Origin of the sequence: Novosphingobium terrae (genome assembly GCF_017163935.1) — a bacterium.
In the GTDB taxonomy this organism is placed as follows: domain Bacteria; phylum Pseudomonadota; class Alphaproteobacteria; order Sphingomonadales; family Sphingomonadaceae; genus Novosphingobium; species Novosphingobium terrae.
Genome location: NZ_JABVZR010000001.1, coordinates 3,515,582 through 3,530,854 on the forward strand (window position 1 = coordinate 3,515,582; position 15,273 = coordinate 3,530,854).

Consider the following 15,273-nt stretch of genomic DNA (forward strand, 5'->3'; position numbering starts at 1 on the left):
GGCGGATGGGTGGAGCGAAGGCGCGAAAGGGGCCAGCCCTCGCTTGCCCTTTCCGCCTTTGCGGCTATATACTTCGATTATCGAATCAATATAGTTCGGATATCGAAGCAATATGCCCCTGTCAAGCGACCGCATGTCCCGCTACATCCCCGCCATCCAGCTTTTCGCCGCGCGTCTGGTGCTGTTCCATCAGAAGGTTGCGGAACGCCTTGGGCTGACCGCGACCGAGTTCAAGGCGCTGCGCCTGCTTGAACTGCTGGGCCCGCTCACGCTGACCCAATTGGCAGAAGAGGCGGGGCTCGGGCTGGGCACGATGAGCGGATTGGTGGACAAATTCGTGGCCGAGGGCCTTGTCCTTCGCGAGAAGGATCAGGCCGACCGGCGACGCACGCTGCTGTCCATCACGCAGCGCGGAACGGGCGACGCCGGCCAATTCTACCAGGATCAGAGCGCGGCCATGGCAAACCTGCTGGAAGGCTATGAAGACAGCGACTTCGAAACGATCATGGCCTTCCTGACGCAGACCAGCGCAACCCTGGCCCTCTCGACCAAGACTTTGGATTAAAAAGGGATTGCAAAGGGTGATAACCCTTTGCCCGCCGGAGGCCTCTTACTTCACACCGGGCAGAGCCAGACGAATGGTTGCCACCATCCCCCCGCAACTGCGGTTCTCCAAGGCAACCTCGGCACGAAACAGCTTGGCCTGAGCCCGCGCAATCGTCAGCCCCAGACCGGTGCCCCCCGTGGCGCGCGACCGGCTCTGCTCCCCGCGCGCGAAGGGCTGGAACATGCGCTCCAGATCCTCGGGCGGGATGCCGGGACCTTCGTCGGAGATGCGGATCTCCAGCTGATCCGGCGTGGCGATGCAGTCGATCCGCGCCGATCCGCCATAGTTCACGGCATTCTCGACCAGATTGGTGACACAGCGGGTCATGGCATCGATCTTGATCGGGATCGCCAGCCCGCAGGTCTTGCCGATCTCCACCTCGGCGCCCAGCTCCATGGCATCCTCGGCGATGCTGGCCAGCAGGGAGTCAATGTCCACGGTGGACCATGGCTCGCGATTGTCGGAGCTGCGCGCCAGATCGAGCCCGTCGCGCACGATGGACTGCATAATGGCCAGATCGGCGCTAAGCTGCGCGCGGATCGCCGGGTCGCTCACCTCGTCCAGCCGCAGTTGCAGGCGGGTGAGCGGAGTCTGCAGATCGTGGCTGATCGCGGCCAGCATGCCGGTGCGCTCACGATGCCCCTCGCTGACGCGCTGCTGCATCAGGTTGAAGGTGGCGATGGCAGTGCGCACCTCGCTGGGGCCGGTTTCGGCGAGCAGATGCGGCTCCTCGCCCAGCGAGAAGGCCTCGGTGGCGCTGGTCAGCTGGCGCAGCGGGCGGATGGCGACATAGGCCGCCAGCGTGGCCAGCAAAGCGCTCAGCACCACGATCAGCACCAGATAGAGCGGATCATACAGCGTCTGGCTGACGTTGAGATAGCGCGGCAACACCACGGCCAGCATGCGCGGATGGCCGCGCGGATCGTCAAAGCGCACCAGCCAGCAGGTGGGCACACCGGGCCAGACGAATTGCATCTCGGGATCGTTGCGGTTGCGCGGGAAGCAATATTCATTGGGCTTGGCCTGCGCCAGAGCATGGGCGCGGGGCCCCAGCCGCGCGACCAGCAACTGGGTGAGCCGGGGACTGGGCCGGTCAATGGTCCAACCGGGCTGGGAGGTCAGAATATGCCGGACCAGACCGGCTTCCAGCAGCTTTTCGGTCACCTCGGGCCGGGCGCCCAGCTGGTTGGAGATATCCTCCACCGTGGAGGCGACGCTGGCCATGCGCAGATCGTTGAGGTTGCGGCGATGCGCCTCCTGCGCCACCATCAGCGCGGCGGTGGCCACCAGCGCCATGCCGCCCGTCAGCAGCAGCACCATGCGCCCCGCCAGAGAGGCCCAGAGGCGCGAAGCCCAGAAGCGAGACCTGCTCAGGCCCATTCAAAGCTGACGGTGCTGGCGAAGACATAGCCCTCATTGCGCACGGTGACGATCAGGCCTTCGTCCGCCCCTGCCGCCACCAGCTTCTGGCGCAAGCGGCTGATCTGCAGCACGATGGAGCGGTCCACCGCCACCGTCGCCTTGCGCTCGGGCAGCAGCAGTTCTTTGGAAAGCACCCGGTTGGGCATCTCGATAAAGCGTTCGAGCAGGCGGAATTCGGCCGAAGACAGGATCACCAGATGACCATCGGGCGCCACCAGCCGCCGCCCGATCAGATCGAGCCGCCACTCCCCAAAAATCGCATAGCGCGCCCCGCGCGGGCGCCCGGCAGGCATGGCGGCGAAACGGTGCAGCAGCTTGCGCACGCGGGCCAGCAATTCACGGAAATCGAAGGGCTTGGTCAAATAATCATCGGCGCCCAGTTCGAGGCCCAGCACGCGATCACTGGTGCTGTCACGCGCCGTCACCATGATGATCGCCCCGGCAAAACCCTGCGCACGCAATTGCGCGCAGAGCGCCAGCCCATCGCCATCGGGCAGGTTCAGATCCAGCACGATCAGGTCGATCTGCTGGCTGCCCACGATCTGGCGCACCTGCGCCACATTGCCCGCCGTGCTGACATGGAAATGCTCACGCCCGAAGCGCTGGGCCATCATCCCGCGAATATCCTCATCGTCATCGGCGACGAGGATGCTCTCTCCCTGTTGTTCGGCACCTTCCTGCATGCTTGGCCTATAACCTGCTCACGCCAAGCCTGTCACGCTGCGCCCCCGGCTTTGAGATGTTTTGAGACATTTCAAGATGCGCCGCAATGCTTCGAGACGCGCTGATCCTAGGCCCCGCCCGCCCCGAGGCCTAGCCTGACGGCACGATGACAAAGCCACACCTCTGCCCCAGCCGCCTGATCCCGGGAGCCCGCGCATGACCGACACTAGCGAAGCCCCCTCCTCCCAGAAGCGCCAGCGCCGCATCATCTTCGGCGCGCTGGGCGTGGTGGCGCTTGGCCTGCTGGGCTGGGGCGTCTTCCACAAGAAGGCCGACGCGCCCAAGCCCGCCGCCGCCATCCCCGTCACGGCGGAGAAGGCCGTGGTGCGCGATATGGCGATCAACATCGCGGCGCTGGGCGCGGCGCAGGCCTGGACCAGCGACACGATCTTCGCGCAGGTCAGCGGCCGGCTGCTGAAGGTGAACTTCACCGAAGGCACGATGGTGCAAAAGGGCCAGGTGCTGGCCGAGGTCGACCCTGCTCCCTATCAGGCCGTGCTGACCCAGGCCCTGGGCACGCTGCACCGCGACGAGGCCATTCTGGCCGGCGCCCAGCGCGACCTCACCCGCTATCAGCATCTGGTCGCCACGGAATCCATCGCCCGCCAGACCGCCGAGGATCAGGCCGCCACCGTCGCGCAGGACAAGGGCACGGTGGAGTATGACAAGGGCGTGGTCGCCGCCGCGCAGGTCAATCTGCGCTGGTGCCATATCGTCTCTCCGGTCACGGGCCGGGCGGGTGTCCGTCTGGTCGATCCGGGCAATCTGGTGAGCGCCAGCGGCTCGACCGCCAGCGCTCAGGCCACCGCTTCCGCCACCAGCAATGCTTCGGCTACCTCCTCCACCGGCAGCGGCATCGTGGTGATCAACCAGCTTGAGCCCATCGCCGTCACCTTCACCGTGCCCGAGGGCCAGTTCGAGCATCTGGTGCAGGCCTCGCAAGGCTTCACCAAGCCGTTGACGGTGCAGGCCTTCGCTCAGGAAAGCGGGCAGCTGCTCGACACCGGCCAGCTGACCATCGCCGACAACAAGGTCGATCCCTCCACCGGCACCGTGGCGATGAAGGCCCGCTTCACCAATGCGGGCAAGCATCTGTGGCCCGGCCAGTTCGTCAATGTGAAGCTGGCCAGCCAGACGCTGAGCCATGTGACGGTGATCCCCAATGCCGCGGTCAACCGCGGGCCCAAGGGCAGCTTCGTCTTCATCGTGGGCGCTGACGGCAAGGCCGCCATGCATCCCACCCAGATCATCGGCAGCGATGGCGGCTATACGGCGGTGAAGGGCGGGGTGAACCCCGGCGACACCGTGGTGACCGACGGGCAGATGATCCTGAAGGAAGGCTCCGCCGTGCGCATCGCCCATGCGCCTGCCGGGCAACCGTCCAGCCTGCAGGGTGGCGCATGAGCATCTCGCGCCCCTTTATCCAGAGGCCGGTGGCGACCACGCTGCTGGCCGCCGCGATCCTGCTGATCGGCATCGTCGCCTATTTCAACCTGCCGGTCGCGGCGCTGCCCAGCGTGGACTTTCCCACGCTGCAGGTCAGCACCAGCCTGCCCGGCGCCAGTCCGACCACCATGGCCTCCAACGTGGCCACCCCGCTGGAGCGGCAATTCGCGCTGATCCCGGGCATTTCGCAGATGACCTCGGTCAGTTCGCTGGGCAGCACCAGCATCACCCTGCAGTTCCAGCTCAACCAGAGCATCGACTCTGACTTCATGCAGGTGCAGGCCGCCATCAACGCGGCCAGCGCCCAGCTGCCATCGAACCTGCCCGCCCAGCCCACCATCCGCAAGGTCAACCCCGCCGACGCGCCGATCATGGTGCTGACCATGACCTCGGACACGCTGCCGCTCGATCAGGTGGACAATTACGCCGACGTGATCCTTTCGCAGCAGGTCTCCAGCATTCAGGGCGTGGGTCTGGTCACCATCGGCGGGCAGCAGAAGCCTGCGGTGCGCATCCAGCTCGATCCCAACAAGGTGGCCGCGCGCGGGCTTCAGCTCGACAATGTGCGCGCCAAGCTGGTGGCCTCCACCACCAATGCGCCCAAGGGCTCGATCAATGGCGCGCAGCAGGGGCTGACGGTCTATGCCAATGACCAGATTCTGGACGCCAAGGGCTGGCAGAATCTGGTGGTCGGCTATTCCGGCGGCAAGGCCGTGCATCTCTCAGACATCGGCAGCGCCGAGCCGGGGGTGGAAAACAATCAGGTCGGCGCCTGGACCTTCCCGGGCAAGGCCAATGAGGACCCCACCTTCAAGGCCAATCAGGGCATCCTGCTGGTGATCTACAAGCAGCCGGGCGCCAATGTGATCCAGACCGTGCAGGCCATCCGTGATGCCCTGCCGCGCCTGAAGGCCAACATCCCGCCGGGCATCAATGTTTCGGTGCTCCGCGATTCCACCCAGACCATTCAGGCCTCGGTGAAGGATGTGGAGCAGACCCTGCTGATCACCATCGTGCTGGTGGTGGCGGTGATCTTCGTCTTCCTGCTCGACATTCGCGCCACGCTGATCCCCAGCGCGGTGATCCCGCTCGCCCTGCTGGGCGCTGCTGCCGGTCTGTATATTCTGGGCGACAGTCTCGACAATCTCTCGCTGATGGCGCTCTCCATCGCGGTCGGCTTCGTGGTGGATGACGCCATCGTGATGGTCGAGGTGATCTGGCAGCATATGGAGCATGGCGCCAAACCGCTGGAGGCGGCTCTGGCCGGCGCCGGCGAGGTGGGCTTCACCATCCTGTCGATCACCGCCTCGCTGATCGCGGTGTTCACGCCGCTGATGTTCATGGGCGGCGTGGTCGGCCTGTTCATGCATGAGTTCGCCGTGGCGCTCAGCACCGCCGTGCTGATGTCCATGGTGCTGACGCTGACCCTGACGCCGATGCTCTGCGCGCAGTTCCTGAAAAACCCGCATCCGCCTACGCATGGCATCACCAAATGGCTGGAGCAGAGCTTCCACCGCATGGACCGCGCCTATGCCCGCGCGCTCGACCGGATCATGCATCACCGCCTGATCACGCTGATCATCTTCCTGATCACCATCGTGATCGCGGTGGTGCTCTATGCCACGGCCAACACCGGCTTCTTCCCGCAGCAGGACACCGGCTTCCTGTCGGGCGTGATGCTCACCTCGCAGGATGCCGCTTTCGGCAAGACCAAGGACAAGATCCAGCAGGTCGGCAACATCATCAAGAATGATCCCGATGTGGCCGGGCTGGGGCTGTTCGTGGGCAATGGCAGCGCCAATCAGGCCAATCTGATGATCGCGCTCAAGCCCAAAGATGCCGGTCGCGAGGCCACTGCCGATCAGATCATCGCCCGCCTGCGCCCCAAGCTGGCGCAGCTTGTTGGCGTGCAGACCTTCCTTCAGGCCACGCAGGACATCAATGTCGGCGGGCGTGCGGGTCAGGCGCAGTATCAGTACACGCTGTCGGATTCCGATCTCGATGAGCTGAACGAATGGGCGCCCAAGATGATGGCCGCCATGCAGAAGCTGCCCGAGCTGAAGGATGTCAGCTCTGACCAGCAATCGAAGGGCGGTTCGCTCAACCTCACCATCGATCGCGATGCGGCGGCGCGCTTCGGCCTCTCCCCCACCGATGTCGACACCGCCATCTATGAGATGATCGGTCAGGATGAGGTGGCGCAGTATTACACCCAGCAGAACTCCTATCACATCGTGATCGAGGGCCCGCCCAAGCTGCAACAGACGCCCGACATTCTGGACTCGCTCTACATCCTGTCGTCCAGCACCGGGAAGACCGTGCCGCTCTCCTCCTTCGTGAAGGCCACGCAGTCGGGCAACAGCAGCGTGACGATCAACCATCAGAGCGAATTCCCTGCCGCGACCCTGTCCTTCAACCTGTCGCCGGGCGTGTCGCTCAGCCAGGCCACGGCGGCGGTGGAGAAGGTGCGCGAGGATCTGGGCGCCCCGGTGACGCTGAACGGCGCCTTCCAGGGCAATGCGCAGGCCTTCAAGCAGTCGCTTTCCAGCGAGCCGGTGCTGATCGCCGCCGCGCTGATCGCGGTCTATGTGATCCTTGGCGTGCTCTATGAGAGCTTTATCCATCCGATCACCATTCTCTCAACCCTGCCTTCTGCGGGCGTGGGGGCACTGCTGGCGCTGCGCCTTGCCGGGCAGGATCTCAATGTGATCGGCATCATCGCCATCATCCTGCTGATCGGCATCGTGAAGAAGAACGGCATCATGATCGTGGACGTGGCCATGCGGCTGGAGCGCGAGGAAAACCTCTCTGCCGAGGATGCGGCGGTGAAGGCCTCGGTCCAGCGACTGCGCCCGATCCTGATGACCACGGCGGCGGCCGCGCTGGGCGGCGTGCCGATGATCCTGATGACCGGCACCGGCTCGGAATTCCGCCAGCCGCTGGGTTACGCCATCGTCGGCGGCCTGCTGGTGAGCCAGATCCTGACGCTGTTCACCACCCCGGTGGTCTACACCTATCTCGACCGCCTGCGCAGCCGCCACAGCCAGCATGGGGATGAGCCCCAAGAGTCGCATAAGCCCGAAGAGGGCCAGCATGAGGAGGTGGCCCCGGCATGATCCGCCTGCATAAAACCATCGCCGCCCTGCTGGCCGTCACCGCTTTGTCGGGCTGCGCCGTGGGCCCGAACTATCACCGCCCCGAGGCCCCCGTCGCGCCCAAATTCAAGGAGGCCGAAGGCTGGACCCCCAGCCAGCCAGCCGACGGGATCGACCGGGGCGCATGGTGGTCGATGTTCAACGATGCCACGCTGGATCAGCTGGAGCGGCAGGTCGCCAGCTCCAACCAGACGGTCAAGCAGTATGAGGCGGCCTATCGGCAGGCTCAGGCGGTGACCTCGGCGGCCAAGGCCTCCTTCTTCCCCACCGTGGGCGCCACGGCGGATGCTCAGAAAAGCCATGCCCCCAGCACGGCCAACCCCGGCCATGGCGTGACCACCACGACCTACAGCGGTGCGCTGGAAGCCAGCTGGGTGCCAGATCTATGGGGCAAGGTGCGGCGCACGGTGGAAAGCGACAAGGCTCTGGCCCAGGCCAGCGCCGCCGATCTGGCCAATGCGCAACTGGTGGCGCAGGCCACGCTGGCGCAGGACTATTTCGAGCTGCGCGTGCTGGATGAGCAGGCCAGCGTCTGGCGCGACACCATCGCCGATTATCAGAAATTCCTCGAACTGACGCAGAACCAGTTCAAGGAAGGCACCGCCGCCAAATCCGCCGTCATCACCGCGCAAACGCAATTGTACGGGGCACAGGCCTCGCTGGTGGACATTGGCGTCAAGCGCGCCGCCATGGAGCATGCCATCGCCATGCTGGTGGGCGTAACGCCCGCGCAGCTGACCATCGCCCCGGCCCCGCTGGCGCATACGGTGCCGGTGGCGCCGGTCTCGGTGGCCTCCACCCTGTTGCAGCGGCGGCCTGATATTGCGGCATCCGAACGGCGTATGGCCTCCTCCAACGCGCTGATCGGCGTGGCGGTCTCGGCCTATTTCCCTGACCTTACTTTGTCAGGCCAGGGCGGCACGCAGGGCGCCACTTTGGGCAGCCTGTTCAGCGCCGCCACCAACCTGTGGTCCTTTGGCGGGCAGCTGACCGAGACGCTGCTCGATTTCGGCGCGCGCAAGGCGCAGGTGCGCGAGGCGCGCGCCGCCTATGACGAAAGCGTCGCCTCCTACCGCCAGACGGTGCTGACGGCCTTCCAGGGCGTGGAGGATGAACTCGCCGCGCTGCGCGTCTATCAGGAAGAGGAGGATGTGCTGCTGCGCACGCAGGCCTCCGCGCGCGAAGCGGTGCGGCTGGACCTCAACCAGTATAAGGAAGGCACGGTGGATTACACCACCGTCATCACCGCTCAGGCCACAGAGCGCACCGCCTCGCAGAATGTGCTGACCGTGCTGCAACAGCGCCTGCAGGCCAGCGTGCTGCTGGTCGAGGATCTGGGCGGCGGCTGGGATGCGAAGGATCTCCCCAAAGGCTGATCTCGACATGAAAACGGAGCCTTTCCGCAGAAAGGCTCCGTTTCAAAGCATCAGGAGGTTTTCACCGCCCCCTTGGTGGGCAGAGCGACAACCTTGGGCGAAGGCTCATCCCTGCCGCAGGCATCCAGCGCGGTCGTGAACTCATTAAGCCACCACATCACATCGCGCTTCTGCACATCCTCCATCATGATGGTCCAGCGGCGCTTGCGCTCCTCCAGCGGCATCACCAGCGCCTGAAGCATGGCGTCGGACAGTTCCTCGGCGCTGTGCGGGTTGACGAGGATCGCCTCCTTCATCTGCGAGGCCGCCCCGGCAAAGCGCGAGAGGATCAGCACGCCCGGATCGGCAGGGTCCTGCGCGGCGATATACTCCTTGGCGACCAGATTCATGCCATCCATCAGCGGGGTCACCAGCCCGATGCGGCTGGCGCGATAGACGCCTGCCAGCATATCGCGCGCATAGGCCTGATTCACATAGCGGATCGGCACCCAGTCCAGCCCGGCGTAAGCGCCGTTGATGCGGCCCGCCAGACCTTCCAGCGTGGTGCGGATGCGCTGATAGCTCTCCACCGCCCCGCGTGACGGCGGCGCGATCTGCAGCAGCACCACCTCCTTGCGCTCCTCGGGGTGTTCGGTGAGGAAGCGTTCGTAGCCGAGGAAGCGCTCCTCCAGCCCCTTGGAATAGTCGAGGCGATCCACGCCCACCATCAGGGCACGGCCCACGGCGCTGTCCTTCACGCGACGGAAGGTGGTGCGCGCCGTGCCGCTGGCGGCCAGATCGGCGAATTCGCGCGCATCGATCCCCACCGGGCAGGCGATGAGTTTCAGCGTGCGGTCGCCCAGCGTGGCGGTGGTGCCATCATCGCTGATCGTGCCGCCCAGCTCCTCGCGCACGAAATCGCAGAAGCTGTCTAGCCATTCCTGCGTGTGGAAGCCCATCAGATCATAGGCGAAGAGCATCTCCACCATCTCGCGCGCCTCGGGCAGGGTCATCAGCAGCTTGCGCGGCGGCCAGGGGATATGCAGGAAAAAGCCGATGCGGTTGGTCACGCCCCGCTCGCGCAGATCGGCGCCCAGCGGCAGCATATGGTAATCCTGCACCCAGACCGAATCCTCAGCCTCGATCAGCGGCAGCACGGTTTCGGCAAAACGCTCATTCACCCGGCGATAGCCACCGGCGAAGCTGCGCTCATATTCGGCCAGATCGATGCGGTAATGGAACAGCGGCCACAGGGTGCGGTTGGCGTAGCCGTTGTAATATTCCTCGATGTCCTGATCTTCCAGATCGATGGTGGCGGTGCGCACATCGTCCTCGATATGGAAGTTGATATGGCCGGTGAACTGGTCGGTGCGACCACCGGACCAGCCGAACCAGATGCCGCCATTTTCGCGCAGCGCAGCCATCAGCGCCACGGCAAGGCCGCCAGCGGCGCCTCCGCCGGCACTGACACGGTTGGAGATGACGATCAGACGACTCAACGGATGGAACTCCAGGGTTTGCTGAGCAAAACAGCGCAGTTGATGATGCCGACCAGCGAATAGGTCTGGGGGTAATTGCCCCACAGCTCGCCGGTGACAGGGTCGATGTCTTCGGAGAGCAGACCCGCAGCGGTGCGGCGGGAGAGCATTTCCTCGAAGAGGGCGCGCGCTTCGGTCTCGCGCCCGGTGTAATAGAGCGCCTCGATCAGCCAGAAGGTGCAGACGTTGAAGGCGGTCTGCGGCAGGCCGAAATCATCCTCCGTGGCATAGCGCAGCATATGCGAGCCGCGCCGCAAGCCTTCCTCCACCGCCGCCAGCGTATCGAGAAAACGCGGATCGTCGGGGGCCAGAAAGCGCAGTTCGAGCAGCTGCAGCACGCTGGCATCCAGATCGTCGCCCGAGAAAGTGGCCGACAGACGATGCGTATCCGGGCGCCAGGCCGCGCTCTCGATGCGGGCGCGGATGGTGTCGGCCCGCTCCTGCCAGAGGCGCGAACGTTCCTCCAGCCCCAGCACATGGGCGGCATTGGCGAGGCGGTCGCAGGCGGCCCAGCACATGGCGGCGGAATAGGTGTGGACCGATTGCCGCGTGCGCAGCTCCCACAGGCCTGCATCGGGCTGGTCGTAATGGTGCCATGCGCGCTCGCCCACCCGTTCCAGCGACTGGAAATCATCGATCCCGGCCTTGCGGAACAGGCGCTCATCGAAAAAGGCCTGCGTGTTCGAAAGCACGATCTGGCCGTAGGCATCGTGCTGGATCTGCTCATAGGCCAGATTGCCCACGCGCACTGGACCCATGCCGCGATAGCCGGTCAGGCGTTCTTCCTCGCGCTCATGCAAGGTGGCCTCGCCCAGCACGCCATAGAGCGGCTGGATATGCCCGCCCCGCGCCGAATCCACGATGTTGCGCAGATAGACCAGATAGCCTTCCAGCACATCGAGCGCGCCCAGCCGGTTCAGCGCCTGCACCGTGTAATAGGCGTCGCGAATCCAGCAATAACGGTAATCCCAATTGCGCTGCGACCCCTTATGCTCGGGGATCGAGGTGGTCAGCGCGGCGACGATCGCCCCGCTTTCCTCATGCTGGCACAGTTTCAGCGTGATGGCCGAGCGGATCACCGGCCCCTGCCACTCCAGCGGAATGGCCAGACCGCGCACCCATTCGCGCCATTCATCCGCCGTGTTCTTCAGCATCTCGTCGAGCGTCGAACTCATATCCGCCGAGAAGCTCTCGTCGGGGCCGAGGAAGAAATGCATCGTCCCTTCAAGGCGGAACAGCCGCTCCTCATGAATATAGCCGACCGGCGCAGTGGTGGTCAGGCGCATCACCATCGCCTCGGTGGGATAGCGGATATGGTTGGTGCCGCCCACCACGCCGCGCGCCGGATGGCCCCAGTTGCGCGTGGGGCGCAACCGCATGCGGATGCGCGGATTGCCCGAGACGGGCCTCACGATGCGGGCAAAGGCCACCGGGCGATAGGTGCGGCCATGGCGGCGGAAATAGGGGCAGAAATCGAGGATCTCGATGGCATTGCCCGCGCCGTCGCTCTGTCGCGTCACCAGCACCGGCGTGTTGGTGAGATAGGATTGCGTGGTTTCGGCCACATCCTCCAGCTCCACCGACCAGAAGCCGTGGCCATCCGCATCGCTGACCGGGTCTTCCCCGCCGATCAGCGCGGAAAACAGCGGATCGCCATCGACGCGCGGCACGCAGCCCCAGACCATGCGCCCGGCGCGGTCCACCAGCGCGCTGACATGGCAATTGCCGATCACCCACAGGTCCAGATCGCTGGTGTTCTTGCTCATGCCGCATCCTCCAGCCAATGATGAACCGCCGCCACATCGGGCAGGCGCCACAGGGCAGCGGTCTGCCGCATCGGCCCCACGAGAATGCCCGCCCCGCCCAGCGCGCGGGCGGCGCGGAAGGCGGTTTCATCGGTGTCGTCATCGCCCAGAAACACCGGCTTGGTGCCGCGCATGGCGGTCTGGCCCATCAGCCGGTTGAGCGCGATGCCCTTGTCCGCCCCCCCCATGCGCAGCTCCACCATCATCTTGCCGGTCTGGAGATAGAGGCCCAGACGACGCGCCAGATCGGTGGCAAAACCGTCGGCGGCGTCCTGAAGCTCGGGCGCCATGCGGTAATGGAGCGCCACGCCCTGCGGCTTGTCCTCCACCAGCAGGCCCTGTTGGCCCCCCTCGCCCTGATAATCACGCGCGAAGGCCTGAACCGCCAGCACCGCCTCTTCCAGCGCCGCCGAGCGGGGCGGGGCGGCGATCCGACCCGAAGCATCGCGGAATTCGGCGCCATGGCTGCCGACGATCAGGCAGGAGGGCTGGCCCAATTGCTCGGCCACATCGCTGGCGCCACGCCCACTGACGATCGCCAGCCGCCCATCAAGGCGCCGGGCCAGCGTATCCAGCAGATCATGCAGCCGGGCGGAGACATGCACCGCGTCGGGCCGCTCCGCCAGATCGACGAGCGTGCCGTCGAAATCGAGGAAAAGGCTGGCATTTTCCAGCAGCTGTGGCGGGGGAGGCTGCAGATCAAGGCAGGCGGTCGAGCCCTCTTCGGGCGATGGAGCAAAATCCGTCATCCCTTGGCGAACGTTTTACAAGCGCCTTCGGTTCCCTGCCTTGCCGGTGGATGAACGGCTTATTCACACGCTTCGCCTTGCAGAACGGGGCTCCCGCCGCGCCTCACAAGCTATTGATGTGCTGGCTTTTCATGTTTTTCGCGCCGCACCACATACTCGCGCAGCGCCGCCCCCAGCAGCACCGCGGCCAGTGCCGCCTCCACCGCCAGCCGGGGCTGCTCATGCCCCAGCGGCAGGGCCAGCACCAGCACCGCCATGGCGATCAGATGCGAGAGCGGCCAATGCCCATAGACCACCCTTTTGTAGAGCGTGCTGCCCAGCAGATAGAGCCCCGGCCCGGCCCCCAGCGCCAGCAGGTCGCGCCATTCGGTATGCCCCAGCGGGGCCTCGATCACCAGATCATGGCCCACCGCCGCCGCCACAATGCCGCCCACCAACAGGGCATGGACATAATGGAACTGCGCCCCGATCGCGCCGGGGTCTTGCGCATGTTCGATCTTGGCATTGGCCGCCCGGCTGGAGGTGCCGAAATAGAGCCACCACAGCGTCAGCGTGGTGATAAAGGTAACGGCCAGCGCCGCCACCAGCCCCCAAGACCACTGCTGGCTTTCCGCAAAACCGCCGCCGGTGGCCAGCACCGCCTCACCCAGCGCGACGATCACGAAGCACTGGCAGCGCTCGGCCAGATGGGCGCCGTCGATGGTCCAGTCCTCAGTCTGTGAGCGGCCCAGCCCCGGCAGCCGGAAACCGATCATCGGCGAGATATAGATGCAGGCCACCCCGCCCAGCCACAGCGCGCGCCGGGCCATGGGCTCGGCCAGACCGCCCGCGATCCAGAAAGCGGCGGCGATCACCATCCAGCAGAAAATGCGCAGATAGTTCATCCGCAAGGGATGACCACCGCGCAGATCCCACAGGCTCCAGCCCGCACAGCCCACCTGCATGGCGGCATAGGCCAGCGCGAAGATCAGGCCCCTTTCGCCAAAGGCCTCGGGCAAAGCAGCGGCGATCACCAGAGTCAGCGGCATCACCGCGAAGAGCAGGCCCCGCACCCTTGGTGTTTCGGGGTCAAACCAGTTGGTGATCCAGCAGACATATTGCCAGCCCAGCCACATGGCGAACCACAGGATCAGCGTATCCACCGCGCCGAGCCAACCCAGCCGGTGCAGCAGCAGATGCGACAGCTGGGTGACGGCAAAGGCATAGACCAGATCGAAGAACAGCTCTTCATTGGTGACGCGGGCGTGCTTGCCGTCGCGACGACGCAACAGGGGTTGATGCTGGCCCTTCATGCGCGACCTCCCTTCAGCAGCTTGGGCAGGCCATGAGTCGCGCCCACCACCACAAATCCCGCGATCAGACCGGCCACCCCGGCCAGCGCCGCCGAGACCAGCCAGCCCAGAGCCGCCCCCGGAAAGCCCGCCAGCGCCGCTTCCACATGGTGCGACGCCTCATGCTGCCAGTCGGCCAGCAGCGGCCAGCCCAGCACTGCCGAGCCATGCAGCAGAATGCCGCCGCCCACCCAGAGCATCGCCGCCGTACCGATCCTGGCCAGCACATCGAGCATCACCGGCGTCCCCGTCACCAGAGAGCGGCCCAGCGCCTTCATCCCCGCGCCACCCCCCTGTTCGCCTTTGCGCACCAGATGCAGACCGATATCATCCAGCTTCACGATCAGCCCCACCGTGCCATAGACCAGCGCGGTCATCCCCACACCCACCAGTGCCAGCACGATGGCCCGCTCAAGCAGCGGCTCGGCAGTGACTTCGGCCAGCGCAATGGCCATGATCTCGGCAGAGAGAATCAGATCGGTGCGCACCGCGCCCGAGATGCGCTGCCGTTCAAAGGCGGCGGCATCGGTGATCGGGGCGTCGTCCTCGGCCTCATGTTGGCCGCCCAGCGCTTCGACCAGCTTTTCGGCGCCCTCATAGCTCAGATACAGGCCGCCCAGCATCAGCAGCGGGGTGATCGCCCCGGGCAGCAGCGCCGAAAGCACCAGCGCCAGCGGCAGCAAAATCACCAATTTGTTAATGAGGCTGCCCCGCGCAATCCGCGCGATCACCGGCAATTCGCGGTCCGGCGTGAAGGCGTTGACATAGGCGGGCGTTACCGCCGCATCGTCGATCACCACGCCCGCCGCCTTGGCGCCCGCCTGCGCCACGCCCGCCCCGATATCGTCGAGCGAGGCGGCGGCGCCGCGCGCAATCGTCGCCACATCGTCAAGCAAGGCGAGCAGACCCACGGACATAAAACGGAAATTCCCCAGCAATGAAGCCAAGGCATGCCGATTCGCAGGCGGGAGATCAAGCCGCCGCCAACCGTCACTATGGGCTTTAGAGGGGACCAAATCCGCACGAATCTTGCGCCGAGACGCCCCGCGGACGGCGCTGCGCCAGCGAATTTAAGGGCCCCATCCGCATTTGGGCCGAAAAAGAGCAAATATTAACCATTGCAGGCCATGCCTAAGCGCGAA

The 15,273-nt window shown here is 65.3% G+C and carries 11 protein-coding genes; 4 read left to right on the forward strand and 7 right to left on the reverse strand.

Features of this window, described 5'->3' with window-relative positions; all coding sequences use genetic code 11:
• The first annotated feature begins 133 nt into the window (after positions 1–133).
• Positions 134–565 carry a MarR family winged helix-turn-helix transcriptional regulator gene (locus tag HGK27_RS15785; protein WP_206241771.1) on the forward strand — a complete coding sequence of 144 codons (432 nt, stop codon included), beginning with the start codon at positions 134–136 and terminating at the stop codon, positions 563–565.
• A 45-nt stretch (positions 566–610) separates the two neighbouring features.
• Here the strand turns inward: HGK27_RS15785 and HGK27_RS15790 are convergent, their stop codons facing one another.
• Both HGK27_RS15790 and HGK27_RS15795 read right to left on the reverse strand, forming a co-directional pair.
• Positions 611–1,987 carry an ATP-binding protein gene (locus tag HGK27_RS15790; RefSeq protein WP_206241773.1) on the reverse strand — a complete coding sequence of 459 codons (1,377 nt, stop codon included), beginning with the start codon at positions 1,985–1,987 and terminating at the stop codon, positions 611–613.
• Complete coding sequence (locus tag HGK27_RS15795; RefSeq protein WP_206241774.1) at positions 1,978–2,712, reverse strand: response regulator transcription factor; 735 nt, start codon at positions 2,710–2,712, stop codon at positions 1,978–1,980. Before HGK27_RS15795 ends, HGK27_RS15790 begins: the two co-directional genes overlap by 10 nt.
• A gap of 196 nt (positions 2,713–2,908) precedes the next feature.
• Between HGK27_RS15795 and HGK27_RS15800 the strand changes: the two genes are divergently transcribed.
• Genes HGK27_RS15800 through HGK27_RS15810 form a run of 3 tightly spaced genes read left to right on the forward strand, consistent with a single transcriptional unit; the run spans position 2,909 to position 8,729 of the window.
• Positions 2,909–4,156, forward strand: a complete 1,248-nt coding sequence (locus HGK27_RS15800) for an efflux RND transporter periplasmic adaptor subunit (RefSeq protein ID WP_206241775.1) — start codon at positions 2,909–2,911, stop codon at positions 4,154–4,156.
• Entirely contained in the window at positions 4,153–7,314 is a 3,162-nt protein-coding gene (locus HGK27_RS15805) for an efflux RND transporter permease subunit (protein WP_206241776.1), read from the forward strand. The genes HGK27_RS15800 and HGK27_RS15805 overlap by 4 nt, the downstream gene beginning before the upstream one ends.
• On the forward strand, positions 7,311–8,729 hold the full coding sequence (locus HGK27_RS15810) for an efflux transporter outer membrane subunit (RefSeq protein ID WP_206241777.1): 1,419 nt from the start codon (positions 7,311–7,313) through the stop codon (positions 8,727–8,729). Before HGK27_RS15805 ends, HGK27_RS15810 begins: the two co-directional genes overlap by 4 nt.
• 50 nt (positions 8,730–8,779) lie before the next feature.
• Here HGK27_RS15810 and HGK27_RS15815 read toward each other — a convergent pair whose 3' ends face one another.
• The 5 genes from HGK27_RS15815 to HGK27_RS15835 all read right to left on the reverse strand — a co-directional run bounded on the left by HGK27_RS15815 (position 8,780) and on the right by HGK27_RS15835 (position 15,048).
• Positions 8,780–10,207, reverse strand: a complete 1,428-nt coding sequence (locus tag HGK27_RS15815) for an alpha,alpha-trehalose-phosphate synthase (UDP-forming) (RefSeq protein ID WP_206241778.1) — start codon at positions 10,205–10,207, stop codon at positions 8,780–8,782.
• Positions 10,204–12,012, reverse strand: coding sequence for a glycoside hydrolase family 15 protein (locus HGK27_RS15820; protein WP_206241780.1), 1,809 nt, complete (start codon positions 12,010–12,012; stop codon positions 10,204–10,206). Before HGK27_RS15820 ends, HGK27_RS15815 begins: the two co-directional genes overlap by 4 nt.
• Positions 12,009–12,800, reverse strand: a complete 792-nt coding sequence (gene otsB, locus HGK27_RS15825; RefSeq protein WP_206241782.1) for a trehalose-phosphatase — start codon at positions 12,798–12,800, stop codon at positions 12,009–12,011. Before otsB ends, HGK27_RS15820 begins: the two co-directional genes overlap by 4 nt.
• Positions 12,801–12,910: 110 nt before the next feature.
• Complete coding sequence (locus tag HGK27_RS15830) at positions 12,911–14,092, reverse strand: low temperature requirement protein A (RefSeq protein ID WP_206241783.1); 1,182 nt, start codon at positions 14,090–14,092, stop codon at positions 12,911–12,913.
• Positions 14,089–15,048 (reverse strand): DUF808 domain-containing protein, encoded by a 960-nt coding sequence (locus HGK27_RS15835; protein WP_206241784.1) that lies wholly within the window; start codon positions 15,046–15,048, stop codon positions 14,089–14,091. The genes HGK27_RS15830 and HGK27_RS15835 overlap by 4 nt, the downstream gene beginning before the upstream one ends.
• Positions 15,049–15,273: the final 225 nt, after the last annotated feature.